Here is a 20,531-nt window from a genome sequence, read left to right as displayed (position 1 = left end):
CTGCATGCCGCGAAAAACTTTGTTTGAGTTGGATTCTGGCAAAGAAGAGCATTGGGTCGACTGCACTTGTTCATGGGGCAATTTCTGGATGGACCGGGCTTCCATTGAATCGCTGCTTGCCAAACATGCGGCCTGGGTGGGCGCTTCGAGCATGCACGGATTCGGCGCCGACGTTGACGGTTGCCGGGCGAAGGAGGGCGTTGGGCGGTCGTGATCGATGCGGTGCCCGTGCCCCGCCCCAGAAAGAGGCAAGTGCGCCGGTTTCAGCCGTGTGACGACTTGATGAGCGGCAACGTGATGCACGCGGTCATGCCACCCTCTGGCGTATTTTTGAGCTGAAGCGCCCCACCGCATGCGTCGATGATGCCCTTCACGATGGAAAGGCCAAGCCCACTGCCCGTGGTGTCGCCGGGGTGCAGGCGCACGAAGCGCTGCAATACGCGCTCGCGCTGATCTTTGGGGATGCCTGGCCCGTTGTCGCTGACCGTGAGCGTGGCCTGACCACCATGGGTGACCAGGTCAACGTCCACTTTGGCTCCGGGTGGCGAATATCGCAGGGCGTTGTCGATCAGGTTGTCCAGCATGGCGCGCAGCTCGTGGCCATTGGCCATGACCACGGCGGGCTCACACCTCAGCAGGCCCAGATCGGCGTGTCGTGCCTCGGCCAAAGGCGAGAGCCTGATCACGACCTCGCGAACAATTTCGTGCCAGTTCACTTCGCTGTGTTGGGGCGTGCGTTCGTCGGGTTCGAGTCGCGCCAAGGCCAGCAATTGGGAGGCCAGATGGATGGCGCGCTCGATTCCGGCGTCCAGTTCGTTGAGCGATGCCTCGCGTTCGCCGCTGGGCGCACGCCTGGCCAGTTGCGCTTGCAGTTTGATGGCCGCGAGCGGGGTGTTGAGCTCGTGAGCTGCATCCGCCAGAAACTGGCGCTGGCTGACCAGCAGTTGGTCCAGCTGGGTCAGCAATTGATTGAGCGTGAGTGCCAGAGGCGCGACCTCAATCGGCAGGTCGGTGGTGTCCAGGGCATGGAGCTCAGAAACAGCGCGCTGCCCAATCTGTTGTCGCAGACTGTCCAGCGGGCGCAAGGCGCGTTTGACCGCCTCATGGATCATCAGGGTGAGCATCACCACCAGCAAAACCATGGGCACCAGCATGCCGGGGAGCAATTCGTAGAAAGCGCTGTCCCGGTCTTGAATGGACACGGCGACCTGCACGACCCGGCCATTGCCCTTCGCCGTGTAGGTACGCCACGTCTGTTCCTGCCACTGAGTCTGGTGAAAGCCTGCGTGCTGCAGAGTGGGTCCGTCGTCGTCCAGCGATGAAAAGACCAGCTCGCCCGATGGGCTCCAGATCTGGCTCACGAATTGGCCTTCATCGGGGTCGGCATCGACCTCTTCGGTATCGGCGGCGACTGGGGGCGTGATGGGCGTTTCGCTGTCTGATGAGGGGGGTGTGGTGGCGGCTTCCGCGCCGATCAGGCTTGGCATCGGCGTGACGTCATGGCGCAGGACCGAGTGCGCTATTTGCTGCAGGCCGTAATCGCGCACCTGATCAAAACCGCGCCGGGCCAGCAGGAATGTCAGCGCACCCGCGATCACCGCCGCCAGCAACAGTGCTGAAATCTGCCAGATGAGCAGGCGGGATCGAATGGAGTTCAAGCGGGTTCTACCACTTTGTAGCCCACACCGCGCACGTTGCGGATCCAGGGCTCAACCAGCTTGCGGCGCAGATGGTGGAGGTGGACCTCGACCGCGTTGCTGGCCACTTCATCTTCCCAGCCATAGAGGCGGTTTTCAAGCTGTTCGATGGACAGCACCGCACCGGGTTTGTCCATCAGGGCCTGCAGCAACTTGAATTCGCTTGGTGACAGCGCGAGATCCCGTTCGCCCAACTGCGCTTTGTGGTTGAGCGGGTCCATCTTGAGACGCCCGAGCTGGAGCAAGGGCTGGCTGCGTCCGGCGTTGCGCCGAGCGAGCGCATGGATGCGGGCGATGAGCTCGTCAAGATCAAAGGGCTTGCTGAGGTAGTCGTCAGCACCCAGATTCAGGCCGGCGACACGGTCTTGCACGGCGTCGCGGGCGGTGACGATCAGCACAGGCGTGGTGACTTTTTGCTGGCGCCAGGACTTCAACAGATCCAGCCCTGAGGTGTCGGGCAGGCCCAGATCCAGCAGAATCACGTCGTAGGCATGGTCGTTGACTGCAGTACGGGCATGGCTGCCTTGTTTGACCCAGTCGACGATGAAGCCTGAGCGGGACAGCGCCTTCTCCATACCCGTGCCCAGCATCGCATCGTCTTCGGCAAGCAGCAGTCTCATGAGGTGTCTTTACCAAGGATTGAGGCGGTCGGACAAGCCTGATCTGCGGCTGTCTAACCAGAGGTGTCGAAGACATTTTGAACCGGATGTCTGGGTGTGACCAGTAAACAAAAAAGACAGCGTGGTGGTCCCGCTGTCTTTTTTGTTTGGCAGGGCTCATCGGTCAGGACGCCACTTTCGGCATGTCCGTCGACCGGATCGCCTTGTTGCCATCAGCCTTTGGGGGCTTCGGTCACAGCAGTAGCATCCTTCTTCTTGACCAGAACCTTCTTGGCAGGGTGCTTGACGACCTTCTTTTTCTTCATGTCGTGGCTGGCTGCCATTTTTTTCTTGGCTGCTGGTGCAGTGGCGGTTTCAGTGGTGGTTGCGGGAGCGGCCGTTGCTGTTGCTGCAACAGGGGTGGCAGCGGCAGCCGCCGCTGGAGCTGGCGTGGTGGCGTTGGCGGCCAGAACGGTGAAACTGGAGACCAGTGCAATCAAGAGTTTGTTCATGTCAGATCCTAGGAGGGGAGGTGTCCGGAGGCGGCGCCTCTGTGACAGTTCTTATTTTGGGCAGCTCGACTTAGCAACCCCTTAACAACGACATTTGATGCGCTGCATTGTTCAGCGAACGTTGAACGCCGACTGTGATGCGGCGAAAAAAAAGCGGACCGAGGTCCGCTTTTTTTGCCTTGAATCGGTCTGATCAGGACTTTTTCTCTTCAACTTTCTTGGCCGCGTCAGCAGCGACTGGCTTGACCATTGGCTTGCAATGCTTGTCCACCTTCACGTCGCACTTGGCTTCTTCCTTCTTGGCTGCAGCAGCAGGAGCGGCAGCAGGCGTGGTTGCAGCAGCAGGTGCTGCAACAGCGGCAGGCGCTGCAGCTGCTGCTGCAGGCGCTGCGACTGGCGTCGTTGCATGAGCGGCCAGAGCGGCGAAAGCGGAAACCAGAGCGATAGCAATCTTGTTCATTTGAATGTCCTGTTGGGTGAATGCAGGAAGGCGATCGCCTTCGCAGCAACACGGATTCTTTCGATCAAGACTTAGCAATCACTTAGCAATCGCCTGGCGACAACAGGGCAAACGAAAATCTGGGCTCAGCGGATACGGCCATAGCTGGTGCGCAACGGATCGGCGCCGCCGCCTTTGGGGCCATTGCCACCACCACCACCACCACCACCACCACCACCACCGCTGCGTCCGCCGGGACCACCGCGGCCACCGCGGTTGCCGCCGCCATTGCCGCCACGACCACCACGGCTACCCAACGAATCAATGCTGGTGCGCAATGGATCGGGTTGACCGCCTGGTGCGCTGCCGGTGTTGCGGGGTTCGCGGATGCGCAGGCTGCCCAGGTGGGCGTTCGGGCCTGGTTGACGCTCGCTGCGATCACCACCCTCACCACCATCACCGCGGTCTTCGCGCGGGCCACGGTTGGGGCGATCGGCGTTGCGCGGTTGACCGCCGCCGTTGCCGCCGCCATTGCCACCGAAGTTGTCGCGGTTGCGGGGTTGTCCCTGGCCGTCGCGTTGTGGGCGTGGGCCTTGCGCGTTCCGTCCACCACCGCCACCACCGTTGCGGCCACGGCCGCCACCTTCGCCACGGCCTTCGGCTTGTCCTTCACCTTGGGGTGCAGAACGTTGGCGCTGACCGCCACCGCCACCATTGCCACGAGCAGGCGAACCGCCGTCGCTGGCCTTCTTTTCACGAACGCGTTGCAGCATCTCGGTGCGAGCAGCTTTGGCCGCAGCGGCCATCACATCGCGGCTGGGGGGCTTTCCTGCACCGCCCCAGATGGTCTGCCGACCCATGGCGATGGGCTCAGCCCGTTCGCCGGGTTCTGGCATGAATTCCTGGAAGATCTCCACAGGAATTTGTTGCTTGGTGAAGCGCTCGATGTCCATCATGAAGCCTTCTTCGTCCAGGCTCACGAGGTTGACAGCTTCACCGCTCTTGCCCGCGCGACCGGTGCGGCCGATGCGGTGCACATAGTCTTCCGAGACGTTGGGGATTTCGTAGTTGACCACGTGTGGCAACTCGTCAATGTCGATGCCACGGGCCGCAATGTCGGTGGCCACCAAGGCGCGGATATCACCGCTTTTGAAGCCTGCCAGCGCTTGCGTGCGCGCGCCCTGGCTCTTGTTGCCGTGCAGCGCCATGGCCTGGATGCCGTTTTTGGTCAGGAATTCGGCCACATTGTTGGCGCCGAATTTGGTGCGGGTGAACACCAGCACCTGGCTCCAGTTGTGCGTGTTGATGATGTGCACCAGCAGCGCTTTTTTCTTGCCGCGACCCACAGGGTGGATCACCTGGGAGATGCGCTGCACGGTGGTGTTGCGCGGGGTCACCTGGATGCTCAGCGGATCTTTCAGCAGGTTGTTGGCCAGATCGCGAATTTCATCGCTGAAGGTGGCCGAAAACAACAGGCTCTGCTTTTCCTTGGGCACCAGGGCGAGAATCTTCTTCACGTCGTGGATGAAGCCCATGTCGAGCATGCGGTCGGCCTCGTCCAGCACCAGCATTTGCACGCCGGAGAGGTCAAGGAACCCTTGTTGCTGCAAGTCGAGCAGGCGGCCAGGTGTGGCCACCAGAATATCGACGCCACGCTTCATGGCGTTGATTTGCGGGTTCATGCCCACGCCGCCGAAGATGACGGTGGAGGTCAGGGACAGGTGTTTACCGTAAACGCGTGCCGACTCTTCCACCTGGGCGGCGAGTTCACGGGTTGGCGTGAGCACCAAAGCCCGGATGGCCACGCCACCGAATTTGTTTTTGGCGCGTTCGCCGGTACTCAAACGGTGCAGCATGGGCAGCGTGAACGCTGCCGTTTTGCCAGTACCCGTCTGGGCGCCACCGAGCAGGTCGCGTCCCGCCAATACGGCGGGAATCGCCTCGGCCTGGATAGGGGTAGGGGTTTCGTAACCGTGCTCGCGCACAGCTTGGACAATGGCCGGAGCCAGATTCAATTCTTCGAAGTTCATTGCTTGGTGAGGCGCCCGTCCAGGGCGCTGGGGGCATCGGCCACTCCGGTCACTGTACTCACGGGGAGACAGGACAACCGGTCAGTCTGAGGCAGATGGATTCACAAGGTGGGTGGCAGGCCGAGTCCCGGTGCACACCCCCAGCATTGTGCTGGCGTTGGACCTACTGAAGTGCCCAACGAGGCTGTATTGTCGCACGGAAGAGCCTGTCAGGTAACGGCGTCATGTTTGACGTGGTCAATTCCTTCAGCATTTCCCATAATGGAGGCATGTTCCTGGCCGCCATGTCCCATGGTTTGCCCTTCCCGCAGCTCACCGATACTTAAGTTGTATGGACCCCTACAAGTTGATCCGATCCGGCGTGGCCAATGACCCGGGCAAGCACCGCCCGACGCTCCAGCACTGTCTGGAAGCCACGCTCTCGATTGCAGATTCCATGATCGACGAGTTGCTGGAGCGCCTGGCGCTGGTGCTTGACCCAGACAGTGTGGTGCCCACACCCAATGAACTGAAGGGTGTGGATCTGATGGAGGTTGCGAGGTGGCTGGATCACCCTGAGGCCATCAAGAAAACATGGGCCTCTGAGTTGCGCCAAGTTTTTTACCACGGCGAAGGACGTGACGTGGATGTGCACGTGGCGGTGCGCTTCGACGATCTGCGCCTGCTGGACGATCAGCAAATCGAAGCCAGCATCGAGTTTTCCTTGGCGGAGCAGATCCTCGCCGGCGCAACCGAGGAATTGTTGCCCCGGCTGAATTCGCTGGTCAGCAACCTGATGGGTTGGATGACCGTACAGCCGGAACTCAACCCATTGAAACCCGCAGCCTACGCCAGGGCGCTGCGCGCTGTGTTGGCGGCGCACCTGACCGATCCCGAGCAACGCAAGTTGCTGGTCGTTCCTGTGGCGAGCATGCTGGGTGAAAGTCTGCGCGAGGTTTACCGGGAGGTGATTCAGTGGCTGATGGTCAACGGCGTGCAGCCCCTGGAGACGCCGGTGCAGGGTCTGCAAGCTGATCAGGCAAAACAAGGCACTGTCGGGCGCACCATGCTGACGCTGGGACGCCTGCGCCAGTTGCTCGCGGGTGATCTGAACGAGCAGACCATGGGTGGGCCTTCGTACACGCACACCGTGCCAGCGTCGCTGTCCGTACTTGAAGACATGGACCTGATCGAGACCTTGATGAAGCGCTTGCGTGAGCGGCCGCCGCAGTCATACGACAAACCCCCTGTGGCCGAACTGCCGGTGGTCACAGGGCACCACCTGGGGCGATTGCTGGGCCAGGAGGTCGTCAGGCTCATGCTGGAAAACCTCACGCACGACCAACGGCTCTTGCCAGCGATTCGCCAGCAAATCGGGCTGCTGGAGCCTTCGTTGATCCGGCTCTCGCAAGCTGAGCCCCGTTTTTTCAGCGATCGACAACATCCGGCACGCCAGTTGCTGGAAAGCATGACCCAGCGGAGTCTGGGCTTTCTCAGTCATCGCGACGAAGGGTTTCACGACTTTTTGATTTCAATGGCGGCGGCGGTCGAATCGCTCGACATGGTGGACGCCACCGAGGAAAAATATGCCCGGTTGCTCAAACGCTTGCGCCGCCACTGGGAAGAAGAAGACGCCCGAAAAAACCAACGGCGAGCCGAGGCCACCCGTGCCCTGATGCATGCCGAACAGCGGCAGTTGCTGGCCGAACGGCTTTCGGCTGATTTTCAACAACGCATGCACGACAAAGCCGTGCCCGAGTTTGTGCAGCGCTTTGTGTGCGGTCCCTGGTCTCAGGCCGTCGCCGAGGCGCAGCTGGCCGAGTCGGCCGGGGCAGACGATTCGCTGGAGGGGGTGGCCGACGATCTCATCTGGAGCGTGCAGGCCGTGTTGATACGCCGCGATGTGGACCGCCTGGCCCGTCTGGTGCCCCGTTTGTTGAGTCAATTGCGCCAGGGCTTGCAACGGATCAATTACCCCGTAGAGCTCATAGGGCAGTTTTTTGACGCGTTGGTCAACCTGCACGAAAAGGCCTTTGATACGCCAACGCTCGAGCCGGCAGTGGAATCCGAAGGGCGTCCCACCGACGCGCCAGCCACTGGCGAGGACACTGTTTCGCAAGACAAGGCTGAACCAAGGGGAGCGCGTGCGCCAGCTGCCGCCAGCGACACGTTCTGGATGGCCGGCCAGGAAGCCGCCGATGCGGGTTTCTTTGCCAGCGAGGCGGGCGATACCGATCGTGCATCGCTGGATGGCGTGCCTCCGAGGGAGCTGGATCTGGCTGCGGGTGCATGGGTGAACTTGAAAACCCAAGGGGAATGGGTGCGCGCGCAATTGACCTGGACCAGCCCGAGGGGCGGACTCTACATGTTCATTTCGGCCAGTGGCATGGCGCACTCGATGACGCGCCGGACACTGGATCGGTTGCTTGGCACCGACGCTTTGCAGATCGTCTCTCGTGGCGGCGTGGTGGAGGGGGCGCTGGACGCAGTCGCCCAGCAAGCGCTGCGAAACGCTCAGAGCGACAACGGCTACGACAAAGGCAACCCAGACGAAGAACGCAGCAACGACAGCGGCGAAGGTGGCGCTCGATGACCGGCGCTTCGAGGAAACTCCATTGACCATCACCACTTTTGGCTTCGACGCCGTGCAGGACCGCATCTGGATGCGGGTTCATGAGCAAGAGCGGACTGTCTGGTTCACCCGTCGCCTGCTCGGCCAATTTCTGGGGCCTGTGATCGGAGCCTTCGAGCAAGCCACCCCAGGCGCCCAGGGCGGTGCGCCTCCTGAGCGGCGCGCCGCCATTGAACACGACCTGTCTTTGCATGAAACCCTCCCGGGGCAGAGTGCTCCCCAGATTCGGGCCGGGCGGGTGCTGCCCAGCCCGGGCGCTGATCCACAGCAGGGTTTGTGCAGCCGTGTGGCGACCCGCACCAATCAACAGACGGTGAGCATGACCTTTGACACTCCAGGGGGCTCTATGGTGTTGCCCTTGACCCGCAAAGGCATGCATTTGTGGCTGCGGGGCCTGTCCATGGTGCTTAAACAAGCCCATTGGGGCCTGCCTTTGCCGTTGCCCGCCTGGCTGGAAGCCGGTGTGATGCCTCCGGCCTTGCAAGGCTTGATCGACAGGCCCTTGCCCAAGGGCAGCGAAGGCGATTAATGTTGTTTTCATCCCATTCCCTTTGGGTTGCAGTCCAATAGACCTAAGGCCCGCAGCGAAGCCTTGCCCGGGCATACCTCGGTTGCAGTTCGCGCCTCGCGCCAGGCCTTTTTGGCGGCAACGCATCTTGGGCAAATAGTGCGGACTGGCCCTGGCCTTGACAGGCCTGCGATAATCGAATGTTAGGCACCCCCCATGGTTTTCCTGCAGGGTGCTACTTCCCACGGTCCCCACAGCGGTCTTGAAGCCCTTCAAGGCCTGCTTTCGCTGGGTTGTCGACAGGCAAACCCCTCGTCGCACAGCGTCTCTGGATGGACCCGCGCTGGTTCGGCTGATGCAGCCGCCCGTTTTTCTCTCGTTCACTCAGGTTTTCAACAATGGCTCAATACGTTTTCTCCATGAACCGGGTCGGCAAGATCGTGCCGCCCAAACGCCACATCCTGAAGGACATCTCGTTGTCCTTCTTCCCCGGCGCCAAAATTGGCGTGCTGGGCACCAACGGCTCGGGCAAGTCCACGCTGCTCAAAATCATGGCCGGCATCGACAAAGAGATCGAAGGCGAAGCCATTCCGATGCCCGGCATCCGCATCGGTTATCTGCCCCAGGAGCCACTGCTCAACCCAGATCAAAACGTGCGTGAAGCCGTTGAAGAAAGCCTGGGCGAAGTGCGCGCAGCGCAAAAGCGCCTGGACGAGGTGTATGCCGCTTACGCCGAAGAAGACGCTGATTTCGATGCGCTGGCCGCCGAGCAGGCCCAGCTCGAAGCCATCATTTCCACCGCTGGCACCGACAGCGAACACCAGATTGAAATCGCTGCCGACGCGCTTCGCCTGCCTCCATGGGATGCCAAAGTGGGCGTGCTCTCCGGTGGCGAGAAGCGCCGTGTGGCGCTGTGCTGTCTGTTGCTCTCCAAGCCCGACATGTTGCTGCTTGACGAGCCGACCAACCACTTGGACGCCGAATCGGTGGACTGGCTGGAGCAGTACCTGGCCCGCTTTCCCGGCACCGTGGTGGCCATCACCCACGATCGCTACTTCCTGGACAACGCCGCCGAGTGGATTCTTGAACTCGACCGCGGCAGCGGCCACCCTTACAAAGGCAACTACTCCAGCTGGCTGGAGCAAAAGGAAGCGCGCCTGGAGCAGGAGAACCGCACCGAAGATGCACGCTCCAAGGCCATGAAAAAAGAGCTGGAATGGGTTCGCCAGAACCCCAAGGGCCGCCAGGCCAAGAGCAAGGCGCGTCTGGCGCGCTTTGAAGAGCTGAGCGATGTTGACTACCAGAAACGCAACGAGACCAACGAGATCTTCATTCCCGTGGCCGAGCGCCTGGGCAACGAAGTGTTCGAATTCAAGAACGTCACCAAGAGCTTTGGCGACCGCGTCTTGATCGACAACCTGAGCTTCCAGATTCCGGCGGGAGCCATCGTCGGCATCATCGGCCCCAACGGCGCCGGCAAATCCACGCTGTTCAAGCTGATCAGCGGCAAAGAGCAACCAGACAGTGGTGAAGTGAAAATTGGCCAAACGGTCAAGATGGCCATCGTTGACCAGAGCCGCGAAGACTTGGCCAACGAAAAAACCGTGTGGCAAGACATCTCCGGGGGTCTGGACATGATCACCGTGGGCAAATTCCAGATGCCCAGCCGCGCTTACTGCGGGCGTTTCAATTTCTCGGGCGGTGACCAGCAAAAGCGCGTGGGTAGCCTGTCAGGGGGTGAACGCGGTCGTTTGCATCTGGCCAAAACCCTGGCCGAAGGCGGCAACGTCTTGCTGCTGGACGAGCCCTCGAACGATTTGGATGTGGAAACCCTGCGGGCGCTGGAAGAAGCTTTGCTGGAGTTTGCTGGTTGTGCGCTGGTCATCAGCCACGATCGCTGGTTCCTTGACCGCATTGCCACCCACATCCTGGCCGCCGAAGGCGACAGCCAGTGGACCTTCTTCAACGGCAACTACCAAGAGTACGAAGCCGACAAGAAGAAGCGATTGGGCGAAGAGGGCGCCAAGCCCAAGCGCGCTCGCTTCAAGTCATTGGCATAACCCACACCCGAGCCGCGCCTGCGGCGCGCTGCCCCCTCAAAGGGGCAACGCTGGCCGACCCCGGCAGAGCTGGATCGGCGGCGCTCTGGGTTGTGGTCTTTCGCGCCGGACAAGGGATGGCCTTTCCGGCGTTTTTGCCTTTTGGCGTCAGACACCCATTACGCAGCAGTGCTTTGCACCGCACTCGCCGTGCAAGCAGAAGGCTTGACGAACTCGGGTTTTGAACCTGAAAACCAGTTCCTGCCCGGTGCGACCGCTGTTGCCCGCTTGCCGCGGGTGGCTGGCACATGAGTGGCTCAGAGTGTGAACCGAGGTGGGTTTGGCCATGCCCGCCTTTCCCATCGCTTTCTTGATGGTTCCTTGCCTGCGCTTTTCAAACCCGTGGTGGTACCGCTGCGCCTTCTGGGGTGAATCTATCGACAACGTGGGTGACAAAACAACCAGAGCCCATCCCAGGCCGGGAGGGCCTACCGTAAGACACTTCTGGGACCACTCAGGTGATGTCTCAACGCCATTCCCCTGAGCCCTGTGTTCAAGCAGCATTCCATAGGGTCCGAACCTGGCGCCGCTGTTGGTGTCAAGCCGGGGCCAGCGATGGTGGCAGCATGAACACACGGTTGATGCTGCCTTCAGTCTTGCACACGGTGTTCACGCGCTGGTCAAGGCCCACATCTTTGATTCGCGAGCGAAGCCTTTTCGTCCATCGCATGTCGGTACCGCAGAGCAGCTTGCCCAGAAAAAGGCCCGTTCAACCACCAGGGGTTGAAAGGGCGACGCGACTTCTTCTCGGGTCAACACCCGGGGAGTTCGCCGCTTCTGGGCAGGGCGATTGAGCCCTTTGAGCCATGGAGTATCAATCGACAGCAGCTCTCGGCAAAGCGACAGCAATGCACTGAGAGCCTGGTTGTGCCTAGACGCCCAAACATGCCGCACGATCGCCAGCATGGTTTGCAAGCCCTTCAACCGCAGAGGCCTCTGTCTTGCGCGGATGCCGCATGACCCCTTCTCGCCCCTGCCACCGGATGGAGAATCGGATCCAACGCCGGTGCGCCTTCTCTGTCTGATAGCTAAAGTGAAGAGGGTGGATGTGCTCACGAACTTGGCCAAACAGGCAGGTTGAGCTAAAAAGGTGTGTGCTGGATTTTAAAATTGATTTGTACCTGCATGTACAAACAGCATCAAGCGTGCAGCCCTATGATTGATAAACGTTTCAGGGAGGAGCTTGTGACCAGAATATCCCAAAAGCTTTGCGGGATACATTGCGTTAGACCGCAAGACCAATATGAATGCCATTGAGGAATTTAAAGCGCGCCGCCGTCAAGCCTTGCGGATTGCTGGTCCCTGGATCATTATTGGCGTAATTGGATCCTTGGTTGTGATTTTCTATGCCAGAGATCCATCAGCGCCATTGTCACAAGCTGGAATGGTTTTTGCTTTGGGTGCGTTCCTTGTGTGCATCATTATCGGGGCCAGTATCGTCGTTCGTTACTATCGCTGCCCGGCTTGCGGCAACGTACCAAAGGCACGTCGTGGAATTCTTTTCGGCTTAAGCAAATGCCCAACATGTGGGACTCGTCTCAAATGAAGATCATGGTGCCCAACAACGCGCTCCAGCCAATTAAAAAATCGGCACTGCTGAGTTTTAGCCTTGTATTTTTAACCCAAATACAATACGGAGAAAGATATGAAAGCCATGAGCTGCAGACAACTGGGTGGTGCTTGTGAAGAAGAATTTCATGCCGATTCATTTGATGAAATCGCAGAAATGAGCAGGCAACATGGAATGAAAATGTTCCAAAAAAATGATGAAACTCACCTTGAAGCCATGAATGAAATGCAACAACCCATGAAAAAACCAGCGGCAATGGCAGAATGGTTCGAAGGCAAAAGGAAAGAATTCTATGCATTGCCCGAAACCTGAGAATTTCGCCATAAGAATCTGCGCATAGCCAATGGCTCAAGCCCGACCCATTGCACCGCGCCAGGAAAACTTGTACATGGCGCTTGCCGTGTTACAGTGGGGAAGGTTTCACTCACAAATCTGTGAATTGAAAGTTAATAAAGCAACAACCTAGGAAGACCATTATGTCTATTCGACTCGACGATATCGCTCCAGATTTCACTGTGGATTCCACAGACGGCAAAATCAAGCTTCACGATTGGATTGGTGCCAGCTATGCCATCCTGTTTTCACACCCAAAAGATTTCACGCCGGTGTGTACGACCGAATTTGGTGCGGTTGCCCAGCTCGTCCCTGAATTTGTCAAGCGCAATACCAAAGTCATGGGCGTATCGGTAGACAGCGTTGAGGAGCACATGAAATGGAAACGGGATATCGAAGCATTTTCCGGTGCTGCTGCCGACTTTCCGATCATTGATGACACTTCTTTGCAGGTATCCAAACTGTACGACATGCTGCCGGCCGGAGCCTATCTGCCCGATAATCGTACACCTGCCAACAGCGCTACGGTGCGGACTGTTTTCATTATCGGTCCGGATAAAAAAGTTCGCCTGACAATGTCGTATCCGATGTCTGTTGGTCGCAATTTCGCAGAGATTTTGCGTGCCTTGGATGCTATCCAGATCACAGATGGGGCATCTATCGCAACGCCCGCGAATTGGGTTCCTGGTCAGGATGTGATTGTTGGGCTGGGCCTGAACGATGAGCAGGCGAAAGAAAAATTCGGAAATATTGATATCAAGCTGCCCTATTTGCGATTCACAAAAGCCCCGAAAAAATGAGGAGCTGAGCAGATACAAAGCTTGTGTGAATTGAAATGAAGATGATCGGCGAGATGGATTTCTGGTTGTTTCTGTCTGTTTTTCAAGCCTATTGACGCTAAAAAATGTGAAATCACCTGACCTCGCTTGTGTTTGTCAGGTGATTTTGGCGTTAACTATCCCATCAAACTATTGCCATCAACAATGCCAGATGATCCCCTGCTGCTGGATGATTCTGATGAACCGGATGACGATCAACCGACGCTTGAAGAGTTGGCGAAAATTCGCCGCGCGACACCCGCTGACGCGGCGGCGGTGGATGCACTCATCCTGCAAAGCTGCTCCAACCATTGGTGCAAAGTAGCTGAGGTTGTCGGAACGTCATTGAAAGAATTTGATGCACGGTATCCTCACCTGCCTTATGTCTACATGCCGGTCCGCATTGTTGCGTTGGAACGCAGCGGCGTGCTTGAGGTGCGGGGCGACCCCATGGCCATGCGGTTTTCAGAGGTTCGCCTAAGCGGAAATCTGTGATGTTGAACCCGCTGCTTGAAGCGGGCAGGCAACAAACCCTGCATCCGAAGTGAACGAGGTCTCTTTGGGATGGTTCGTTCCCGCATGGAAAGGAGCGAACCAGCGCTGCAAGCGAAAGGCAAGCTGCGTGCTGCTTGATCACCGTCAAATTTTCCACGGTGCAACTGCCTGATTCAGGGATTACCATTCCCCTCTCTCTACCCCCTGCGCTTGTGCCCCCATTCATGACCATGCCCGACGACACCACCATTCTTGACAACACCCGTCGCTGGATCGAGAAGGCGGTGATCGGGCTGAACTTGTGCCCGTTTGCACGGGCGGTTTACACGAAGAACCAGGTACGCATCGTGGTGAGCCACGCCAAGCATCTGGATGCCTTTCTGGATGAGCTGGACGCCGAGCTGACTTTGCTCAAGGACACGCCAGCCGAAGAGATCGACACCACCTTGCTGGTGCATCCGTCGCTGTTTCCGGATTTTTTCGTCTTCAACGATTTTTTGAACGTGGTGGACGACGTGGTCGCAGAACACGAGCTGGAAGGGGTGATTCAAGTCGCGAGCTTTCACCCGCTGTTCCAGTTCGAGGGCGTGGAGGCGGACGACATCTCCAACGCCACCAACCGCGCTCCGTACCCCATCTTGCACCTGCTGCGCGAAGACAGCGTGGAGCGGGCCATTGCCAGCGATGCCGGTGATGCCGAGAGAATTGTGGAGCGCAACATCGCCACGCTGCAGGCTCTGGGCGCCGACGGTTGGCAGCGGTTGTTGCGCTGACCCGAAGCGAACTGGGTGCCGCCGCTCCCTGGCGCGGCGGCACTTGAAGGCGCATGACGCGCTTTGGAGCCCTTGGGATGCCCGCTCCTTGAGTGGGGTCGCCTGAGCCAGGCGAAAACCGCTGTGTTTGCGTGACCGGTCACGATCCGTGTCCTTGTTCGCCCGCTTGCAACCACCAGGTTTGCAGCTGGCGTGGGTTTGAAGGGGTTTTTACCCGGATATTGGGGCTTAGGTTAAGCAGGGACTTGCCGATAATCAAATCGATACGCTGCTTTTTTCGACCTACTTGCCCTTTTTTGAACATGAACGCTCGCGTTGACGGTGCCTTTGGCGTCTGCATGCAGTCCGCACTGGATGAGGTGGGCGTGTGGGTGCCACAGTGGATGACTGCACTCAATGAAGGCTTGCGCCAGCGCGAGAGCTCCGCCAGCAGCTTCAATGAGAAGCAGGTCTACCTCCAGTCGCGCACAGTGCTGGCCAACTACAAGACACGGATTTCTTCCCGTTTTGTCGAGGAGCTGTCCGAGGTGATTCACGGCGTGCAGTCTGTGGAAGTCGCCGAACCCGAGGCCCGGAAGGTGCAGACTTTGAGTCTGGACGATCTGGAGCTCATGGACCATGATCAGGTTCAAGGGACCGTGGAAATGGCTCGGGTGCAGCAAATTGTGCGCATGGCTGTAGACGAGGAGCTGGTCGCTTTCACTGCGCGGCTGTGTGCTGCACGAGGGATGAGCGCGGTCAAAACCGACACCAACCCTTTGCGCCCCGATGTCGTGGTCGAAGCCTTGTCGCGCGTGCTGGGTAGCCTGCACCTGGACGAATCGGTGCGAACACGGTGGCTGCACAGTGGTGCTGTTCCCTTGGGCAAGGCCCTGCAACAGTTTTACGCTTCTTTGACCCATTTGCTGGAGCGTCTGGGCGTGCAGCCTGCCGGCTATTCGGTGGTGCAGGCGCCCACACCGCGCAGCACCGCTGCCCAAGTGCAAGCGGCCAACACTGAGCCGGGCCGGACCGAAAGTGTCCCGGTGTCGTCGGTGCCGTCGACGTCGGATGAGGATCCCGTGTTGACGCTGGACCACTTGCACCAGTTGCTGCAGGGCAACCTCGACAATGGAGGCGACGCGGTCACCGACCAAGGCACTTCGGGCTCTGGCAACGCCATGGTGCGCACGCTGGCGGCCGAGGTTGTGACGCTGATGATGCGCCGCATGGCCGAAGACACCCGTCTGTTGCGGACTGTCCGCGACCTGGTGCAAGGCATCAAGCCCGTGTTGTTGCAAGTGGCTCGCACCAATCCCCGGTTCTTCGCGGACCGCGAGAATCCGGCGCGCCGCCTGCTGGATGCGATCAGCTCCCAGGGTCTGGCGTTCACCAACGAGCAGGACCCGGGGTATTCGGAATATGCCGAACTGACGGGTCGGGTGATTGGGGCCCTCAAGCTGGCCAAGGTGGACTTGCCCGAGCGCATTGGCGCGGCTTTGCAGCGCTACATGGCCCAGATCAAGGCTCAACCCTCTCGTCGCCAGGGGCTCGCCATGGAGACGCTGGCCAAGGTTGAGCAGCGCAATTTGCTGGCTGAGAGGGTGGCCGGCGAAATGCGGGCCCGCAACGATTATCCGCGCGCACCCGGTGTGGTGCGCCGGTTTCTGACCGGGCCTTGGGCCCAGGTGGTGGCGCATGCCCGATTGGACCTCTCGGCGACCCGTGTCGATCCGAACGCTGGCAGCCGCTACATGGACATCCTTGCGGATTTATTGTGGTCCAGTCAACTGGCGCAGGCGAGCCGCAATCGGGCGCGCTTGATCCGGGTGGCGTCGGTCGTTTTGCGGACTTTGCGGGAAGGCCTTGACAGCATTGATTACCCCCGGGAAGCTTCAGAAGCCTTTTTCCAGGCCTTGATGGGTCTGCATGAGGCCGCTTATCGCACCCAGCGATCTGATGCCGATGACCGGTCCCTGGACAGCCGGTTGCCATCGGTGGATGCAGGGCTCTGGATGCATGCGTCTGAAGCCAAAGAGTCGGGCTTCATGGAAGACGCGTTCATCCTGGAGCAGCCGGTGTTTGAAGACACGCAACCTATGTCGCGCGATGGCTTGCCCGAGGAAGCCAGTGCGTTGGTCACATCGATGGACCAGCTTCATCCAGGTGCCTGGTTTGATCTGCGGGAAGATCAGAATTTGACCCGTTGCCAGTTGACCTGGTCCAGTCCCCACGGAACGCTGTTCCTGTTTACCGGACCCGGGCAACGCTCCATTTCGCTGACACAACGCGGTGCAGAGCGCATGATCGCGCTGGGTCGTTTGAGGGTGGTGGCCGACCATGGTCTGGTGCAAGACGCGCTGGATGCGGTGGCCCGCCAGGCCTTGCTCAGTTCGGGGCAAGCCTGAGTCTGCAGCCTGGGCCGCAGACGCTCAGATCTGGCGTTGCAGCCGCTGGCGCACCAGGCTGATGTTGTTGCGCAAGGCGTACAGCTCATCGGTGTAAGACAGCGGTACCTCCACCTGCTCCACCTTGCTGTCCAGCTCGTCGAGCTGGCTGATCAGCTCGTCCACCGATGTCTGGTCGTCCACATCGGCGCTGCGTTGCTCGATGAGGCGCAGCTGTCCATACCAGCGGAACACCCTTGAGCGGATTCGGAAGCTGTAGAGCGGCGGCACCACGCGGGAGAGTGGCAATGCCAGGGCGAGGATCAAACCCATGGCCAGCCACATGCGCTCGACCAGGTTGGCCAGCCAGAACGGCAGGTAGCGCTGCAGGAAAGGAGGGCCGCTGCGGATCGCGCGGATCGCCTCCGGCGAAATGGGCACTTCGGAGTGCTCCAGGCTGGGGTATTCGCGTGCCCGGCTGAACCAGCCAGCGCCGCCGTGCAGTTGGGTGGCGGTCTGGGCAAACAGCTGGAGGATGGCCGGGTGGGTGCGGGCGCTGGACATCAGGCTGGTGGTTGATGCCACAAGGCGCATGTCCCGCGTTGGGATGTTCCTGGAGAGGTCCACCACCCCTTGGGGCATCACGACCGGTGTCAGGTACGCGAAGCGGCGTGAATAGGCTTCGCTCTGGGCGAAATTGAGCAGGTGGATGCCAGGCGACTGCAACAGCATTTGCACCATCAAGGATTCGGGGGCTGAGGCAAATACCACGGCGTCGATATCGCCGTTCAGAAAGGCCACTGTGGCCGGCGTCTGCTCGAGCTCACTGAGGGTCAGCTTTTGTGGCTCGATGCGGTTGACATCGAGCAGAGTGGAAAACAAACGGGGCACGCCGCTGCCGGGGGTGCCCACGTTGACTCGCCAACCATCGAGCTGGGTCAGGTTGTCGATGGTGGTCGCCCCCTTGTTCAGGCGTTGGGCCGCATCTTCGCGGTAGAAGAGCCACAGGGGCTCGACAAACAGGCTGCCCAGGGAGGTGATGGACTCTTCGTCGTCGTAGCCGATGTCGGCGCTGCCACCTTGTACAAAACCCAGATCGGCCTTGCCGGTGCGGATCAGCTCGAGGTTGGCCGAGGAGCCTTCGGATGGCAGCAGCTGAACCTCGATGCCGTAGCGTGCCAGTGCCGTAGCGTAGTGCTTGCCAAATTCGTCATAAGCGCTCTGGGCCGGCCCTGTTGCCAGCACCACCCGCTTGGGCGGATTGGGGTCCAGCCACCAATAGGTGAGCGCGAGCAGCGCGAGTGTCAACAGCGCAAAAGGACCAACGGACACCATCAGATCGCGCAGCGAGAGCAGGGTGTAGCGAATATTGTGAGGCATCCCGCGACATTAGCACGGCGCGTGGGCTGCGATCGACCGTCACAGCCTGGCGTGCGGCCCGGGGGGGGGCAGATTCACCCGAAGCCGTGAGGTCAGTGGGCCGGCCAGCAGAGGCAGAAGCGGGTGCTGTCGTTTTCTGATTCAACGGTGACGCTTCCACCATGCGCAGTCATGATGGCCTGGGTGATTGCCAGGCCCAGCCCTGTGCCTTCGGTGGGCAGATGCAGCCTGGACTTGTCCACCCGGTAGAAGCGGTCGAAAAGTCTGGGCAGGTGCACCGGATCAATGGCCGGGCCGGCGTTCTCCACGCAGAGCATGGCTTCGCCTTCCACCTGGCTCAGCTTCACGGTGACGCGTGATAGCGTTGGCGCATGGCGAATCGCGTTGGAAAGCAGGTTGCTGATGGCGCGGCGCAGCATCAGCTTGTCGCCACTCGTGGTGGCTTCGCCCTCCAGTACCAGGGTAATGCCCTTTTCGTCGGCGACCACGTCGTAGAAATCCAGCAAGGCCTGCACCTGAGCGCGCAGCGACACGGGCTCGCGGTGCGGCAGGGCCAGGCCGTGTTCGGTTTTGGCGAGCAGCAGCATGTCGGACACCATGCGGCCCAGCCGTTGAAATTCTTCGGCATTGGAGGCGAGCGTGTCGCGGTAGGCATGGGTGTCGCGCTGGTGAGCGAGTGTGACCTGGGTCTGGGTCAGCAAATTGCTGATCGGGGTGCGCAGTTCGTGGGCGAGGTCGCTGGAAAACTCCGTCAGACGCTGGAAGTCGCGCTGCAGGCGGGCCAGCATGGTGTTGAGTTCCCTGGCCAGCTCGGCCATCTCCACAGGAACACTCGCCTCAGGCATGCGTTCATCGAGCTGGTGCGCCGTGACGCGGCGTGCGCGCTCTTGCATGTCGCGCAATGGAGCGAGGCCTCGCCGGGCTGACCACCAGGCCAGCAGCCCGCTGGCCAGTGCAGCGGCCAGCAGGTACAGCATCAGACTCTCACGCAAGTCGTCCATGAAATGGGTGTGGTGGTGGGTGTCCATGGCCAGCATGAGGCGGAGTGGTTGGGACGCGCCTTGGTCGATAAATGGGGGCGGGGCAATCGTTGTGGTCAGGCCCCGCAAGGTGGTTTCTTGCCAGAGCCAGTCACTTGGGCGTTTGTCGACGGTGGATATTTTCAGATCTGGTGGAAATGGATTCACGGCCTCTGAGTAGAGCGCCTTGCCCGCGATTTCCAGCCGGAGGTACAGGCCGGTGTGGCTGTGGTGCAGCTCCTTCAACCGCTGCGTCAACTGCTCGCGGTTGGCGCTGCTGGCCACGACCTGACTGACCAGCGCCACTTTGTCTTCCAGGTAGGCCTGATCCAGCTCGATGAAGTGAGCGTGGTTGGCCCGCATCACGAGAATGCCCAAGCCACACAGCACCAGCAAGGAGGCTGCTGTGTAGAGCAGGGTGAGGCGGGCGGTGAGCGTCAGGCGCGCGCTCATGCCTGGGGTTCTTCCGGGAGCTCCATCACATAGCCCATGCCACGCACCGTATGGATGAGGCGTGGCTCGAAGCCTTCGTCCACCTTGGCGCGAAGGCGCCGCACGGCCACATCGATCACGTTGGTGTCGCTGTCGAAGTTCATGTCCCACACCTGAGACGCGATCAGGGTTCGGGGCAGCACCTCACCTTGGCGTCGCATCAGCAACTCCAGCAGGCCAAACTCTTTGGCGGTGAGATCGATGCGCCGTCCGGCGCGGGTCACGCGGCGGCGCAGCAGGTCGAGATCCAGATCGGCCAGTTGCAGCGTGGTCTGTTCCTGACCAGCCCGGCCGCGCCTCAGGATCACGCGCACCCGCGCCAAGAGCTCGGCAAAAGAAAAAGGTTTGACCAGGTAGTCGTCCGCACCCAGCTCCAGCCCACGCACGCGGTCTTCAACCTGATCGCGCGCCGTGAGAAACAACACCGGCATGTCCCGGCCGACGCTGCGCAGGCCTTTGAGCACCTGCCAGCCATCGAGCTCGGGCAGCATGACGTCGAGGATCAGCAAATCGTGCTGGCCTTCAAGCGCCATGTGCAGGCCATCGTTGCCCCGGGTGGCCAGGTCGACGCCAAAGCCCGCCTCGCGCAAGCCTTGGCGCAGGTACTCGCCGGTTTTGGGTTCGTCTTCAACAATCAGGATGTTCACGAAGCGTAGTGTGCCCCCTCTGCAGCGCCACTGAGTCAAGATGACAAAATTGTCATCTGACCGACAGGCATTTGTGAATGTGGAGTGCCGACAATGCCGGCATGCCAAAAAAATTGAATGACGCGTGCTCTCGCTCCCTTTCT

The 20,531-nt window shown here is 60.1% G+C and carries 17 protein-coding genes; 9 read left to right on the top strand and 8 right to left on the bottom strand.

Features of this window, described 5'->3' with window-relative positions; all coding sequences use genetic code 11:
* Window positions 1-263: 263 nt before the first annotated feature.
* From E5678_RS08475 to E5678_RS08455, 5 genes are all read right to left on the bottom strand, one after another.
* Window positions 264-1,658: a HAMP domain-containing sensor histidine kinase gene (locus tag E5678_RS08475; protein ID WP_136178112.1), complete on the bottom strand. Its 1,395-nt coding sequence runs from the start codon at window positions 1,656-1,658 to the stop codon at window positions 264-266.
* Window positions 1,655-2,317, bottom strand: coding sequence for a response regulator transcription factor (locus E5678_RS08470; protein WP_136178111.1), 663 nt, complete (start codon window positions 2,315-2,317; stop codon window positions 1,655-1,657). The genes E5678_RS08475 and E5678_RS08470 overlap by 4 nt, the downstream gene beginning before the upstream one ends.
* Before the next feature lie 212 nt (window positions 2,318-2,529).
* Complete coding sequence (locus E5678_RS08465; protein WP_136178110.1) at window positions 2,530-2,808, bottom strand: hypothetical protein; 279 nt, start codon at window positions 2,806-2,808, stop codon at window positions 2,530-2,532.
* Between the two features lie 193 nt (window positions 2,809-3,001).
* Window positions 3,002-3,268 carry a hypothetical protein gene (locus E5678_RS08460; protein WP_136178109.1) on the bottom strand — a complete coding sequence of 89 codons (267 nt, stop codon included), beginning with the start codon at window positions 3,266-3,268 and terminating at the stop codon, window positions 3,002-3,004.
* A 125-nt stretch (window positions 3,269-3,393) separates the two neighbouring features.
* Window positions 3,394-5,277: a DEAD/DEAH box helicase gene (locus E5678_RS08455; RefSeq protein ID WP_136178108.1), complete on the bottom strand. Its 1,884-nt coding sequence runs from the start codon at window positions 5,275-5,277 to the stop codon at window positions 3,394-3,396.
* 331 nt (window positions 5,278-5,608) lie between these two features.
* Between E5678_RS08455 and E5678_RS08450 the strand changes: the two genes are divergently transcribed.
* From E5678_RS08450 to E5678_RS08405, 9 genes are all read left to right on the top strand, one after another.
* A complete protein-coding gene (locus tag E5678_RS08450) occupies window positions 5,609-7,849 on the top strand; it encodes a DUF1631 family protein (RefSeq protein ID WP_136178107.1) in 2,241 nt (746 codons plus the stop codon).
* Between the two features lie 22 nt (window positions 7,850-7,871).
* Window positions 7,872-8,417 (top strand): hypothetical protein, encoded by a 546-nt coding sequence (locus tag E5678_RS08445; protein ID WP_136178106.1) that lies wholly within the window; start codon window positions 7,872-7,874, stop codon window positions 8,415-8,417.
* Between the two features lie 377 nt (window positions 8,418-8,794).
* The gene (ettA, locus tag E5678_RS08440) at window positions 8,795-10,456 is read left to right on the top strand and encodes an energy-dependent translational throttle protein EttA (RefSeq protein ID WP_136178105.1); all 1,662 of its coding nucleotides are present in this window, start codon (window positions 8,795-8,797) and stop codon (window positions 10,454-10,456) included.
* Window positions 10,457-11,738: 1,282 nt separating this feature from the next.
* The gene (locus tag E5678_RS08430; protein ID WP_136178104.1) at window positions 11,739-12,041 is read left to right on the top strand and encodes a hypothetical protein; all 303 of its coding nucleotides are present in this window, start codon (window positions 11,739-11,741) and stop codon (window positions 12,039-12,041) included.
* A gap of 99 nt (window positions 12,042-12,140) precedes the next feature.
* Window positions 12,141-12,377, top strand: coding sequence for a DUF1059 domain-containing protein (locus tag E5678_RS08425; protein WP_136178103.1), 237 nt, complete (start codon window positions 12,141-12,143; stop codon window positions 12,375-12,377).
* 164 nt (window positions 12,378-12,541) lie between these two features.
* Window positions 12,542-13,198 carry a peroxiredoxin gene (locus E5678_RS08420; protein ID WP_136178102.1) on the top strand — a complete coding sequence of 219 codons (657 nt, stop codon included), beginning with the start codon at window positions 12,542-12,544 and terminating at the stop codon, window positions 13,196-13,198.
* Between the two features lie 126 nt (window positions 13,199-13,324).
* A complete protein-coding gene (locus E5678_RS08415) occupies window positions 13,325-13,711 on the top strand; it encodes a DUF3658 domain-containing protein (RefSeq protein WP_136178101.1) in 387 nt (128 codons plus the stop codon).
* Window positions 13,712-13,935: 224 nt separating this feature from the next.
* Entirely contained in the window at window positions 13,936-14,484 is a 549-nt protein-coding gene (locus E5678_RS08410) for a DUF1415 domain-containing protein (protein WP_136178100.1), read from the top strand.
* 302 nt (window positions 14,485-14,786) lie between these two features.
* Window positions 14,787-16,871: a DUF1631 family protein gene (locus E5678_RS08405; RefSeq protein ID WP_136178099.1), complete on the top strand. Its 2,085-nt coding sequence runs from the start codon at window positions 14,787-14,789 to the stop codon at window positions 16,869-16,871.
* Window positions 16,872-16,895: 24 nt separating this feature from the next.
* Here the strand turns inward: E5678_RS08405 and E5678_RS08400 are convergent, their stop codons facing one another.
* From E5678_RS08400 to E5678_RS08390, 3 genes are all read right to left on the bottom strand, one after another.
* On the bottom strand, window positions 16,896-18,230 hold the full coding sequence (locus E5678_RS08400) for a TAXI family TRAP transporter solute-binding subunit (RefSeq protein WP_136178098.1): 1,335 nt from the start codon (window positions 18,228-18,230) through the stop codon (window positions 16,896-16,898).
* Between the two features lie 92 nt (window positions 18,231-18,322).
* Window positions 18,323-19,702 (bottom strand): heavy metal sensor histidine kinase, encoded by a 1,380-nt coding sequence (locus E5678_RS08395; RefSeq protein ID WP_136178097.1) that lies wholly within the window; start codon window positions 19,700-19,702, stop codon window positions 18,323-18,325.
* On the bottom strand, window positions 19,699-20,388 hold the full coding sequence (locus E5678_RS08390; RefSeq protein ID WP_136178096.1) for a heavy metal response regulator transcription factor: 690 nt from the start codon (window positions 20,386-20,388) through the stop codon (window positions 19,699-19,701). The genes E5678_RS08395 and E5678_RS08390 overlap by 4 nt, the downstream gene beginning before the upstream one ends.
* Window positions 20,389-20,531 lie beyond the last annotated feature (143 nt).

Source organism: Hydrogenophaga sp. PAMC20947, from assembly GCF_004795855.1.
Classification (GTDB): Bacteria; Pseudomonadota; Gammaproteobacteria; order Burkholderiales; family Burkholderiaceae_C; genus Hydrogenophaga.
Note: the sequence above shows the minus strand (reverse complement) of the source record. Positions and strands in the feature narration are given on the sequence as shown.